At 45.8% G+C, this 10601-nt stretch carries 14 protein-coding genes and 2 pseudogenes; 2 read left to right on the top strand and 14 right to left on the bottom strand.

The annotated features are described in order from the left end of the window. From B9Y58_RS14210 to B9Y58_RS14680, 6 genes and pseudogenes are all read right to left on the bottom strand, one after another. Positions 1-580: pseudogene (locus B9Y58_RS14210) on the bottom strand (hypothetical protein); the annotation flags it as partial. Between the two features lie 84 nt (positions 581-664). Continuing rightward, positions 665-1651 (bottom strand): fibrobacter succinogenes major paralogous domain-containing protein, encoded by a 987-nt coding sequence (locus tag B9Y58_RS14205; RefSeq protein ID WP_085534956.1) that lies wholly within the window; start codon positions 1649-1651, stop codon positions 665-667. Positions 1652-1718: 67 nt separating this feature from the next. Next, positions 1719-1769: pseudogene (locus B9Y58_RS15220) on the bottom strand (LEPR-XLL domain-containing protein); the annotation flags it as partial. A 77-nt stretch (positions 1770-1846) separates the two neighbouring features. After that, a complete protein-coding gene (locus B9Y58_RS14200) occupies positions 1847-3016 on the bottom strand; it encodes an FISUMP domain-containing protein (protein ID WP_143154734.1) in 1170 nt (389 codons plus the stop codon). A 67-nt stretch (positions 3017-3083) separates the two neighbouring features. After that, positions 3084-3176, bottom strand: a complete 93-nt coding sequence (locus B9Y58_RS15215; RefSeq protein WP_109639838.1) for an LEPR-XLL domain-containing protein — start codon at positions 3174-3176, stop codon at positions 3084-3086. Positions 3177-3218: 42 nt separating this feature from the next. Next, positions 3219-3881, bottom strand: coding sequence for an FISUMP domain-containing protein (locus tag B9Y58_RS14680; protein ID WP_158278379.1), 663 nt, complete (start codon positions 3879-3881; stop codon positions 3219-3221). Between the two features lie 136 nt (positions 3882-4017). Between B9Y58_RS14680 and B9Y58_RS14675 the strand changes: the two genes are divergently transcribed. Continuing rightward, positions 4018-4407, top strand: a complete 390-nt coding sequence (locus tag B9Y58_RS14675; protein ID WP_073058353.1) for a hypothetical protein — start codon at positions 4018-4020, stop codon at positions 4405-4407. 308 nt (positions 4408-4715) lie between these two features. On the opposite strand, the gene B9Y58_RS14190 is transcribed toward B9Y58_RS14675, so the two are convergent. The 3 genes from B9Y58_RS14190 to B9Y58_RS14180 all read right to left on the bottom strand — a co-directional run bounded on the left by B9Y58_RS14190 (position 4716) and on the right by B9Y58_RS14180 (position 7123). After that, complete coding sequence (locus tag B9Y58_RS14190; protein ID WP_073058352.1) at positions 4716-6080, bottom strand: ATP-binding protein; 1365 nt, start codon at positions 6078-6080, stop codon at positions 4716-4718. 154 nt (positions 6081-6234) lie between these two features. After that, positions 6235-6636: a hypothetical protein gene (locus B9Y58_RS14185; RefSeq protein ID WP_073058351.1), complete on the bottom strand. Its 402-nt coding sequence runs from the start codon at positions 6634-6636 to the stop codon at positions 6235-6237. Between the two features lie 91 nt (positions 6637-6727). Continuing rightward, complete coding sequence (locus tag B9Y58_RS14180; protein ID WP_143154733.1) at positions 6728-7123, bottom strand: hypothetical protein; 396 nt, start codon at positions 7121-7123, stop codon at positions 6728-6730. A gap of 285 nt (positions 7124-7408) precedes the next feature. On the opposite strand from B9Y58_RS14180, the gene B9Y58_RS14175 reads away from it, so the two are divergent. After that, complete coding sequence (locus tag B9Y58_RS14175; RefSeq protein ID WP_072810374.1) at positions 7409-8608, top strand: ATP-binding protein; 1200 nt, start codon at positions 7409-7411, stop codon at positions 8606-8608. Between the two features lie 210 nt (positions 8609-8818). Here B9Y58_RS14175 and B9Y58_RS15210 read toward each other — a convergent pair whose 3' ends face one another. From B9Y58_RS15210 to B9Y58_RS14995, 5 genes are all read right to left on the bottom strand, one after another. Beyond that, positions 8819-8878 carry an LEPR-XLL domain-containing protein gene (locus B9Y58_RS15210; RefSeq protein WP_369827996.1) on the bottom strand — a complete coding sequence of 20 codons (60 nt, stop codon included), beginning with the start codon at positions 8876-8878 and terminating at the stop codon, positions 8819-8821. A gap of 50 nt (positions 8879-8928) precedes the next feature. Beyond that, positions 8929-9747 carry an FISUMP domain-containing protein gene (locus tag B9Y58_RS14165; RefSeq protein ID WP_158278378.1) on the bottom strand — a complete coding sequence of 273 codons (819 nt, stop codon included), beginning with the start codon at positions 9745-9747 and terminating at the stop codon, positions 8929-8931. A 54-nt stretch (positions 9748-9801) separates the two neighbouring features. Then, positions 9802-10089: a hypothetical protein gene (locus tag B9Y58_RS14480; RefSeq protein ID WP_143154732.1), complete on the bottom strand. Its 288-nt coding sequence runs from the start codon at positions 10087-10089 to the stop codon at positions 9802-9804. 67 nt (positions 10090-10156) lie between these two features. Further along, positions 10157-10252 carry an LEPR-XLL domain-containing protein gene (locus tag B9Y58_RS14475; RefSeq protein WP_158278377.1) on the bottom strand — a complete coding sequence of 32 codons (96 nt, stop codon included), beginning with the start codon at positions 10250-10252 and terminating at the stop codon, positions 10157-10159. 28 nt (positions 10253-10280) lie between these two features. Continuing rightward, positions 10281-10601: fibrobacter succinogenes major paralogous domain-containing protein (locus B9Y58_RS14995; RefSeq protein WP_233247997.1), on the bottom strand; the 321-nt coding region annotated here is incomplete at its 5' end.

Below are 10601 nucleotides of genomic sequence, written 5' to 3'. Positions count from 1 at the left end.
CACCTATATTCAAATTTTCGGCCATCACCGTAACAGATGCGCCATCCTTGCCGTTAATCGTCAAATAGTAGTAACTACGTCCATTACGCGAATCAAGAAACTTCTGATAAGCGTTGCTATTCAAACTATCTGCCAAAAGAGGCCCTGCATGATTATAGGGAATATATTCGCTACTACTCGAAGCAACTGACGACGAAGACTGCTTCACGGAAGAACTGCTGCTAGACTTGACACTTGACGAAGAATTGACCGACGAACTGGACTTATCCTTGTTACTACTAGAAGAATCATCTGTCTTCACAGAACTACTACTTGTTCCCTTTCCCTTACTTGAAGAAGACTTGCCTGTTTCAGCATCATCCGATGATTCAACACCCTTCTCAGCAGAGGATTCAATCTTTTTAGCAGAACTACTTGATTCGTCATCACAATCTTTACAGACCGAAGATGAAGAATCGACCGCGGCATTTTCATCCGGTCCGTTGCTAGAGGCAGACGACGAATCGTCGCAGGCGGAAAGGGCAAAGAATGCCGCGAGCACCGCCACCCACAAGAAACCAAGACCCTTGACACACTTCATACCATTATCTCCTGTAAAAATTTCCACCACCCACAAACCAAGCAATGTGAAATATGGAATGTGGAATGATTGTTTATCGGCGGGTTAATCGGAGTCCTTGACGCAACGGACGGAGAACCCTTTGTTCTTGTTGCCGTCGTTGAACAGGTCCGCACCGTCGTTGCGGTAATACAACTCCATGGCGTACGCGTAGTAGATGGTTTCCTCAGTAGAACTCCAGAAGTCCGTGCCATAGCCCTTGGAGTTGTAATTCCCAATGACGTGGTTCCTGAAGCCGGCAGGAAGCGCCGAGAACCCGAAGGCATCCTCGATGGTGATGCCGCTGTACGACGACCAGCAGCGAGCCGCGGACTTGAGCTTGGAACCCGCCGTATTTGAAGACGTATATTCCGTAATGGAACCGTCAACGGCCACAATCAGGGCTTCCCATTCGCTTTGACTGGGCAAATGCCAGCCCTTGGGGCATGCACCACGAATATCTCCCGAGCCTAGGCCACACGTATGCTCGTAGCCGCACTCGTCCTCCGCCCTGCCCACTGCAGCAGCCCAGGTATAAAGACGACCGTAAACAGAACAATCGCCTTCTGTAGTTCCGATTCCACCACCACACCAGCTGTTTTCCGTCTCAAAGTTCAGATTCTCGGCCATCCACACCTCGGAATAGCCAGTGCCCGCGGGGGCGATGGTCACCGTCTTGTAAATCTGTCCATCACGTTCATCGGTAAACTCTCCATAATCGATGTCCGGATTCAAGTAATCCCAAGCGGTTTTGCTAGACCCCTCGACATCGCTCGGGGTGACACTTGAAGAACTAGAGTTGCTGGACTTGGTCGATGTTCCTGCCGAAGAAGGATTGTCCTTGCTGTCGCTGGAGTCGTCGGTCACTTCGGCGGGTTCAGTGACCTTGGCACTACTGCTCAGGGTGACACTCGAATCAGACGACTCTACAGACGAACTGGAAGTACCGGTTTCGTCGGAACTAGCCGACGACGAATCATCGCAAGCGGAAAGGGCGAAGAATGCCGCGAGCACCGCCACCCACAAGAAACCAAGACCCTTGACACACTTCATACCATTATCTCCTGTAAAAATTTTCACCACCCACAAACCAAGCAATGTGAAATATGGAATGTGGAATTTATACCGCAAAATCCATCATCAGGCGGGGTTCGAGCTGTTCAATTTTGAAATTATTACGGCTAGAGCCTTTTTTACAATTTCATTTATCCATTTTTTTACCCAATGTAAAGAGATTTCAGTAAAAAGTTAATTTCGAGCGCAACGGATGGAATTGCCTGTCACTTTATCATTATATCCCAAATAAAAACCTGTATCCGATTTACTATTACAGCCAGCTCCACCTCTTGTAAAACGAGTTGTGTGCTCTGAAGGATAAAACCAATAAGCAGTTTCTTTTAATTCTTCAAATTGTCCTTCATTTGTTCGATATCCCGAGCCAATCAGGCCATACCCGCTGTAGTTATGTCCACCGAAACTCATGGCTCGCACTCCTTCCACAATGGGATTAACGTTTCCATCGGCATGAACAACGATGTAGAATTCGTCATACGTCAGTAAGTGCCAGCCTTTCGGGCAAATTCCCTGGTGGAACCCATCACCGTCGGGATCTATCTGGGCGGCACAACTCTTGGTATTGCATTCGCTCGACAACTGCAGCGCTTCCGCCCATTGGTAAAGCCCACCATATTCCTCACAATTCGTGGTGTCATTATCATAGCAATAACGCTCAATTTTCGAATCATCCGATTGATCCTTTGAACCATCAATCATTTCTCCAACATTCAGATTTTCAGCCATAACCGTCACCGAAGCAGGCAGCCCATTCTTGTCCTTGCCATTGATTGTCAAATAGTAATACTTGCGTCCGTTGCGTTCATCTATAAATTGCTTATACGCACCAGAGCGAATGCTATCTCCGCTCAGCGCTCGATCGCAAAAGGGATAATCTGGAGTACAAAGCCTAGCCGTATCTACTTCAAAAGACGAGCTCGACTTCACCGAACTGCTGCTGGACTTTGTGCTGCTGCTGGAGTCTTTGTTGCTCGAAGAAGACTGGAGATTCCCGCTTGAAGACGAACGAACAGATGAACTTGACACATCCTTGTTACTACTAGAAGAATTTCCAGACTTTACAGAACTGGAGCTCTTGGAGTCGGACGAGTTCTTCGTTTCTTTTATTGAACTGCTAGACTTATTCTCACTACTCGATGACTTGTCTTTGGTTTCGTTACTAGACCCATTCGACTCCGCTGACGCTCCGCTCAGGGTGACACTCGAATCAGACGACTCTACAGACGAACTGGAAACACCTGTTTCATCGGAACTAGCCGACGAAGAGTCATCGCAGGCGGAAAGGGCGAAGAATGCCGCGAACACCGCCACCCACAAGAAACCAAGACCTTTGACACACTTCATACCATTATCTCCTGTAAAAATTTTCACCACCCACAAACCAAGCAATGTGAAATATGGAATGTGGAATTTATACCGCAAAATCCATCATCAAACGAGGCTCAAGCGCCTCGATTTTGTAGTTGTTCTTGTTTAGACTTTTTCTCTGTTGTTTCTTTGACATAACGACCCTTTGTTGGTGAAAAACTTTTTACCCGTAAAAAAATCACTCAGCTTTAACACATCTAACCGAAAAACCATGTGTTTTTTTATAAGAACCCTTTCTAACGGTTGTCATTGATAGACCTGTATATGAACCACTCGCTTTAAGCAAATTCGAATCAGTTTCTTCTGGATAAAACCAATATACGCCCTCATCAAAATTATCATATGCATATTCCCAATTTTCTCCACCACATACAAGGCTAAAACCTGTTTCATTATATCCACCACAACCAAACGACGACCGTAAGCCCTCTATTCCATGTTTGTTTCCAGTGCTATTCAGAATGATATAAAAATCTTCGTATGTCAACAGGCGCCATTTGTCTGGGCAAATTCCTTGGTGATTTTCTTGAATCAAGTGAGCACAACTCTTGGTATTGCAGCTGTCATTGAAGCCCATCATCTCCGCCCACTGATAAAGGCCTCCATAGTAGTGGCATATCAGCGTATCATTATCATAACAATATCTTTCTATCTCGTTATCAACATTTTGATTCTGTGCTCCATCTACCATTTTCCCAATATTTAAGTTTTCTACCATTGCATAGATGGAAGTATCTTTTTCGTCCGTACATTTTCCTTTGTCATTAAAGTTCAGGCACTTTTTCCCATCAAACTTTAAATATTTATACACCCGACCATTCCTATCATCAGTAAATTCCAAGCATCCCCCATTTGCTTTACAGTTGAAAGGGCCCCATTCCGCAGAAGTTCCCCATGGATTACCTTTACTACTTGATGATTGAACAAGATTAGAACTAGAACTCGATTGTTTCACAGAAGAACTACTACTTTGGTTCTTGCTTGAAGACGAGTTCTCCGATGAACTAGACGTATCCTTCTTGCTGCTAGAAGAATCATCTGACTTCACAGAACTGGAACTCTTGGAATCAGAAGAGACTTTTGTTTCTTTTGTGGAACTGCTTGATACTTCGACAGGCTCTGAGCCCTTGAAACTACTAGACGACTTGTCTTTTTCCATATTTTCGTCACTAGACCCATTCGACTCCGCTGACTCCGGAGCCTGTCCTGAACTTGTCGAAGGACTCAGAGTGACACTCGAATCAGGCGACTCTACAGACGAACTGGAAACACCAGTTTCATCATCGCTTGCCGACGACGAGTCATCGCAAGCCGAAAGCGCGAAGAATGCCGCCAACAAGAAGATGGTTAGAGATTGCTTCCCCTGAAACAAGTTCAGGGTCGCAATGACACGCTGGAAAGACTTCTTCATAAAACATCCCCGTCTATAGTTTATCTTGTTAAATATAGGTAATGCCCCTGCCAAAGTCCATACCCCCCCCCATTGTAAAATTTAGGAAACAAAAAAAACAAAAGTCCAGAATAACGCAGAAAAACAACTTTTTTCAAGGTTTTCCGTCAAAAATTTCCTATATGACTCAACTTGGGACATATAGGAGTTATAACTTGCCAAATGTAGGCATTTTATGGTAGATTTGGGCAAAATAAATTATTCAGCAGAAAAATAATTTTCCTACTAAATAATTCTAAGGACATCTTCCGGCAAAAAAACTATTCCATCCGTCTTGTCGCGAGGTCTTTCTTTCAAAAAAAGAACCGGGACGATTTTTCTATACTTGTGGGCGAACGGCAATTTCTGGACTTGCTCATTCAGATGAGCAAGCAGGTGCCCCGCATTTTCGCCATTCGTCCATTTGCATTCCCCGACAAGTAGCGTTTTCTTGTCCATGCTTTCGGCAACGACATCGATTTCGATCCGCTCTGACTTGCCGACATTGCCCCACCACCTGGAAGCCACATTGAACATCTCGCCACCGACAACCTGCCCGCTAACCGCCTGCCGGCAAAGGCGTTCCCAGCAAAAACCTTCAAATTCAGGGAAATGCTGTTGGACGATTTCTTCCACGTAATCAATACGCCCCAGTTCCAACAGCGAACGATACGGGCTAATAAACCGGTAATAGAAATTAATGAACGGGTCGGACAAGTGGTAAATGCCGTGCTTGCTATTTTTTGGATTTTCACCGAAAGGGATTTCCCGATCAACAAGCTGCATGGTCACGAGCCTTTTTAAAGGGGCGCTCAAAGTCGCCGCATTCTTTTCGGCACGCGCTGCAATCTCCGAAATTCGGTTCGCGCCGTTCCCGATGATTCCTAGAAGTGTGGACGCCTGCACCAGGTCGCGCATGTCGTCGCGCAAAATATGCACAGGCTCGTCGTGAAGGACGCCCAAGGGAGAGAGGGCCAAATCCCTCAGGGCCGACATGAAACTCCGATACCGTTCACGCAGTTCCCAATAGCGGGGCACTCCGCCCCAAACGGCATATTCAGAAACTGCCTCCTTTGCCGAAATTTTCAACGCAGAAGGCAAGTAAGAAACCGGAATAGGCTTCAACCGGAGAATTTCATGGGCACGCCCATACAAAGGCGATTTTTCGTCAAGAGCGACATCGAACATCATCTGTTGCGACGAGCCGCAAATCACCAGGTTGAAGTTCAAGGACTTTTCGTCCAGCAACTTCTGCAGCGTAGAGGGCAACATCTCGCAGGATTTCACAAGATACGGGAACTCGTCCAGGCAGAGCGTAGAACCCTTCGCGCACCTGTAGTTGAAAGCCCTAAAAAGCGACTCCCAGTCGGGGTAAGCAACGGAATCGAAACCCTCATACCGGACTGCAATCGCCATGGCCAGGAAACGGCGCTGGGCGGATTCTTCCGAACGGTCCGCCATAAAATAGATATCGTTTTCCTTCAAGACGCGCTTTAACAAGGTGGACTTGCCCAACCTGCGACGGCCATAGACAACGACAAAAGACGCCCCCTTCCGGGAGAGTTCCGCCTTCAGCCTTTTCGATTCTTCTTCACGATCTAGGAATTCCATACCCCTAATATAACAAATTATTTAGCAGAAAAATAATTTTCCTACTAAATAATTTTCGAAATTTAGCCATTTATTGGGCGTACCCCGCCCCCTAACGCGTTGTCAACGAGGCCCCCTCGTTTTTCCGAGGGAGCCTTTTTGACGATATGTCCGTTTATTTCACGAAAACGGCGAGAAGTTTATGCGCCTCGTCGCCTTCGACAAAACGGATTCCACCTACGTTATGGTACTCGAATCCCGAGAAATGCTGCAATTGCAGTGCCGCAAATTCGCGGTCCTGCGAATAGCAAAGATTCAGCCGGTAGTTTCCATTGTCGCTTGTTTTCGGATGGCCATTTTTTTGAACGACCGCGTCCAGGGCGCTTGGAGAAGCCTCGACAATTTCCTTGACCTTTTGGCCCTCCGTAGGGCTGTAGTCCAGGCAAGTTCCCACTACGGGCGAATTCGTCCTGGTGTAGGTGACGTTGGTCTTGAAACCGAAAAACTTCTTTTCGGTCTTGATATAGGGCTTGTTGAAGAGGGCGTTAGCCATCTCCATCTTGGAAATGTTTTCCATGTTCTTTCTCTTTTTTGAAATGAATGATGTCGCGCAACCCGGTAAGGGCCGCGGCCATTTACTAGTGTTTAAGGCTTGGAGAAAGAACTTGCTAACAGAGCATTCGCTCTAGCGTATAAACGTAATACTCTTTTGATTTCTGATAAACTAGCGGCAAGGGGAAGCCGCATTGGGCGCAAACAGTTGGCCGCGCGATCTTAGTCGGAAATGGCGTAGCCTGCTTGAACGTTGCCGAACTGCGTCCGCCGACTCCTTGAAGGCCGTTGCCGCGCGATGCACGCAAGGACACCTGCTGGCCCGACCTGCGTGTAAACTGCATGGCCTCGGCAGTCGATTCCCGCAACAGGAACAGCGGACTTTCGGCATGCACATTGTCGGCGGAGACCTTGCCATATTCCGAAGCCCGCCCCATTTCGGTTCCGTAATCGTAAACAAAAGAACCTTCGACAACGGCCGCAAGAATCGCGAACAACGCGACCGCAATCATCGACAGAATATTTTGTTTAATACGCTTCATTGTACTAAAATATACAAATTGCGGTGCGACGCCCCCTAACGCAAAAGCATCAAAAAATAGTGAATTTCGGCAAATTATTCACTTAAAAACTAGTGATTTTAGGCATTTTCTTCAAAATAAAATCTGTGATTTTGGGCAAAATAGGTCATATTCGGCACAGAAAGGCCGACGCGTTCCCCGGCCAGGGCCATCTAGACAATTTCCCAAATTTTATATATTTTTATTTTTGGGAAATATAAATTCGGGAGTCAACAAATGAAACTGATTGAAAGAACAGAGTATTTGGACACATTGAAAAATGTCAGGGGTACACCCGACATCAAGGTGATAACCGGAATCCGTCGTTCCGGCAAATCAAAATTATTAGAATCCTTTGCAGAATGGATTGCAAAAAATGATAAAAAGGCAAACATCATCAAGATCAACTTCAACTTGACGAAGTTTGAAAAATTACAGAACTATTCCGCACTCGAAGAATATGCAGAACAGGCGTACAAGCCTAAAAAGACAAACTATCTGTTCATCGACGAAGTTCAACTTTGCAACTCGTTCGAAAAGGCTTTGAACAGCCTGCACGCCACGGAAAAATTCGACATCTATGTAACCGGCTCAAATGCATTCCTGCTTAGTAGCGATCTGGCAACGCTCTTTACGGGTAGAACTTTTGAGATACCCGTCTTCCCGTTTTCGTTTGCGGAATACACAAAATACTACAAGCCGAAAAAAATGGAAGACTCGTTCGAATCCTACCTTAAAGAAGGGGGGATGGCGGGTTCCTTCTTATACAAGACTGAAAGCGAAAAGTTCCGTTACGTGAACGAAGATGTTTTCAACACGTTGGTTATCCGCGACATCGTCAAAAAATACAAGATTCGGAACAAGGTCTTTCTTGAAAAACTGATTGACTTTTTGATGGACAATGTCGGCAACATCACCTCCATCCGAAATGTCGCCAAGACAATCAGCACCACAGGCGACAAGACGAACCATAAAACCATAGGTTCTTACATCGATTATTTATGCAAGGCATTCGCCTTCTACAAAATCCGAAGATTCGACATTCGCGGAAAAAGATACTTGACCACGGAAGACAAATACTACTTGAGCGACCATTCGTTCCGCTACGCAAGACTCGGGACCCGCAACATGGACTACGGCCACGTGTACGAAAACATGGTTGCCATGGAATTACTTCGAAGGGGTTACCAACTTTACGTCGGAGTCCTATACAAGAAAGAAATCGACTTTGTAGCAATGAAACATGACGAAAAGCTGTATATCCAGGTATCGGACAACATCTCGGACAAGAAGACTTTTGAAAGGGAAACGGCCCCGCTGCTCGGAATAAAAGACGCATACCCCAAAATGCTCATCGCGAGAACAAACCACGAAACGACCCAGTACGAAGGAATCAGAATCGTCGATGTCTCAAGATGGCTTCTTGGCATGGATTAGCCCCCAACGGATTAAGCCCTTCCTTGGGCGTTCCCCGGCCAGGTCCCTGAGCCTGCCGAAGGGGGGGCCGGGGCGGGTGCTGCTCGCCTCTCGTCACCCCGGACCTGATCCGGGGTCGGCTCATCGAGCCGCTTGCGCGTCTCGCCACAAAGGTGCGACGCCCCCTAACGCAGAAGCAATGTGAAATGTGAAGTGTGGGGTGTGGGATGATTATTCGATGGCAGCCATGAGTAGGCGCGGTTCAAGGGGTTCAATATTGAAATTGTTCATTCCGTGATTGTAGTTTTTCTTGGCCATATGTCATCCTTATTATGAATTCGTTAGTCAATCTTTACACAACGGACTGGATATCCATCAATCTTCGGTCCATAACCATTATCAAAATTTTGAATTGATTTGATAGTGAAAGCCACACCTGCCCATGTTGTCTTATTTTCTTTTTCTGTAGGGAAAAACCAATATGCAGCTTCATTTATATCAATAAAAGATGATACCCCATCATCATAGAGCCTCATTCCCGCACCGATCAAACTATACCCCGTATAGTTAAGGCCGCCAAAACCCATTGATCTAACACCTTTCACACCCGCATCATTTCCATCTGCGTGAACTACAATATAAAAGTCATTATATGTCATAAGACGCCAGTCCTTTGGGCAAATTCCCTGATGATTCGGCTTAATGGAGTCGGCACAGCTCTTACTATTGCATTCGAACGGAAGGTTCATCATCTCCGCCCACTGGTAAAGCCCACCATACTCCACACAGTTCGTCGTATCATTGTTATAACAGTAACGTTCTATTTTATCGTTATCCGATTGGTTTTCTGAACCGTCAACCATTTCACCTATATTCAGATTTTCCGCAAATACCGTTACAGAAGCCTTTTTTCCACTTGTATCTTTACCATTTATTGTCAAATAGAAATACTCTCGTCCATTGCGAGTATCCTTAAATTTTTTATACGCTCCCGCCTGTAAACTATCTGCTCCCAAAGGACGATAACAATAATCATACCCAGGCGTGCATAATCTGGAAGAGTCAACTTCAAAAACGGAACTACTGGATTTAGGCAAGACAGAACTTGAACTAGACTGTTTCTCGGAGGAACTACTGCTTTGCTTTTCGCTTGAAGACAAACTCACCGACGAACTAGATACATCCTGATTCTTGCCGCTAGAAGATTCACCCGACTACACAGAACTTGAACTCTTGGAGTCGGACGAGTTCTTTGTTTCTTTCGCGGAACTACTAGACTTATTCTCACTACTAGATGACTTGTCTTTGGTTTCGTTACTAGACCCATTCGACTCCGCTGACGCTCCGCTCAGGGTGACACTCGAATCAGACGACTCTACCGACGAACTGGAAACACCCGTTTCGTCGGAACTTGCCGACGACGAGTCGTCACAGGCGGAAAGGGCGAAGATTGCCGCGAGCACCGCCACCCACAAGAAACCAAAACCCTTGACACACTTCATACCATTATCTCCTGTAAAAATTTTCACCACCAACAAACCAAGCAATGTGAAATATGGAATGTGGAATTTATACCGCAAAATCCATCATCAGGCGAGGTTCAAGAGCCTCAATACGGTAGTTGTTCTTGGTGGACTTCTTGACGGATTTCTTTATTTTTTTCATATTCATTTTGTAATCTTACTTATAAATTTTATTTTGACTTAACACAACGGACGGAGACTCCATATGACTTATCATTTACACCCAAGCCAGCAAAAGCTGTTTGATGGATAGACGTATAGCTCGACCTTACCCTTGTAACATTAGTTTCATGTTCTAAGGGATACATCCAATAGGTCCCGTCATTTATATCTTTAAAAGATCCATCATTCTTTCTATACCCCGCACCCAAAAGGCTATACCCAGTGGTGTTGTAGCCGCCAAAACCCTGAGCACGAGCCCCTTTTATTCCATCTTCATTTCCATCAGCATTGAGAATGACAACGAGGTCGTCGTAAGTGAGCAGACGCCA

The sequence above is a fragment of the Fibrobacter sp. UWB15 genome, assembly GCF_900177705.1.
Lineage (GTDB): Bacteria > Fibrobacterota > Fibrobacteria > Fibrobacterales > Fibrobacteraceae > Fibrobacter.
The sequence above is the reverse complement of the archived record's forward strand: the minus strand, read 5'-3'. Positions and strand labels throughout refer to the sequence as shown.

What these genes read in the sequence shown, in the direction of transcription:
- B9Y58_RS14205 (WP_085534956.1), bottom strand. Translation starts at nt 1,651, where the DNA reads ATGAAGTGTGTCAAGGGTCTTGGTTTCTTGTGGGTGGCGGTGCTCGCG.
- B9Y58_RS14200 (WP_143154734.1), bottom strand. Translation starts at nt 3,016, where the DNA reads ATGAAGTGTGTCAAAGGTCTTGGTTTCTTGTGGGTGGCGGTGTTCGCG.
- B9Y58_RS15215 (WP_109639838.1), bottom strand. Translation starts at nt 3,176, where the DNA reads ATGTCAAAGAAACAACAGAGAAAAAGTCTAAACAAGAACAACTACAAA.
- B9Y58_RS14190 (WP_073058352.1), bottom strand. Translation starts at nt 6,080, where the DNA reads ATGGAATTCCTAGATCGTGAAGAAGAATCGAAAAGGCTGAAGGCGGAA.
- B9Y58_RS14185 (WP_073058351.1), bottom strand. Translation starts at nt 6,636, where the DNA reads ATGGAAAACATTTCCAAGATGGAGATGGCTAACGCCCTCTTCAACAAG.
- B9Y58_RS14180 (WP_143154733.1), bottom strand. Translation starts at nt 7,123, where the DNA reads ATGATTGCGGTCGCGTTGTTCGCGATTCTTGCGGCCGTTGTCGAAGGT.
- B9Y58_RS14175 (WP_072810374.1), top strand. Translation starts at nt 7,409, where the DNA reads ATGAAACTGATTGAAAGAACAGAGTATTTGGACACATTGAAAAATGTC.
- B9Y58_RS14480 (WP_143154732.1), bottom strand. Translation starts at nt 10,089, where the DNA reads ATGAAGTGTGTCAAGGGTTTTGGTTTCTTGTGGGTGGCGGTGCTCGCG.
- B9Y58_RS14475 (WP_158278377.1), bottom strand. Translation starts at nt 10,252, where the DNA reads ATGAAAAAAATAAAGAAATCCGTCAAGAAGTCCACCAAGAACAACTAC.